The sequence below is a fragment of the Kineosporia sp. NBRC 101677 genome (assembly GCF_030269265.1).
Taxonomy (GTDB): Bacteria; Actinomycetota; Actinomycetes; order Actinomycetales; family Kineosporiaceae; genus Kineosporia; species Kineosporia rhizophila.
On record NZ_BSTA01000056.1, the window covers coordinates 1 to 321 of the forward strand.

Annotated in this window: 1 rRNA gene; it reads left to right on the forward strand. The window is 57.9% G+C overall.

Annotation, left to right across the window (positions count from 1 at the left end):
* A 23S ribosomal RNA gene (locus tag QSK18_RS35720) occupies positions 1-321 on the forward strand; the annotation flags it as partial.

Below are 321 nucleotides of genomic sequence, written 5' to 3' on the forward strand. Positions count from 1 at the left end.
CCAAGGGTTCCAGGGCCAGGCTAATCCGCCCTGGGTAAGTCGGGACCTAAGGCGAGGCCGACAGGCGTAGTCGATGGACAACGGGTTGATATTCCCGTACCGGCGAAGAACCGCCCATATCGAACCCGAGGATACTAACATCGTGAAGCCAATGGGACCTTCGGGTGCCGGCGGTGGAGCCTTGGACCTGAATCGGTAGTAGGTAAGCGATGGTGTGACGCAGGAAGGTAGCCTCCGCGTGGCGATGGTTGTCCACGTTTAAGCATGTAGGGCGTGTCGTAGGCAAATCCGCGACACTGACTTTGATGTTGAGCCTGAGAT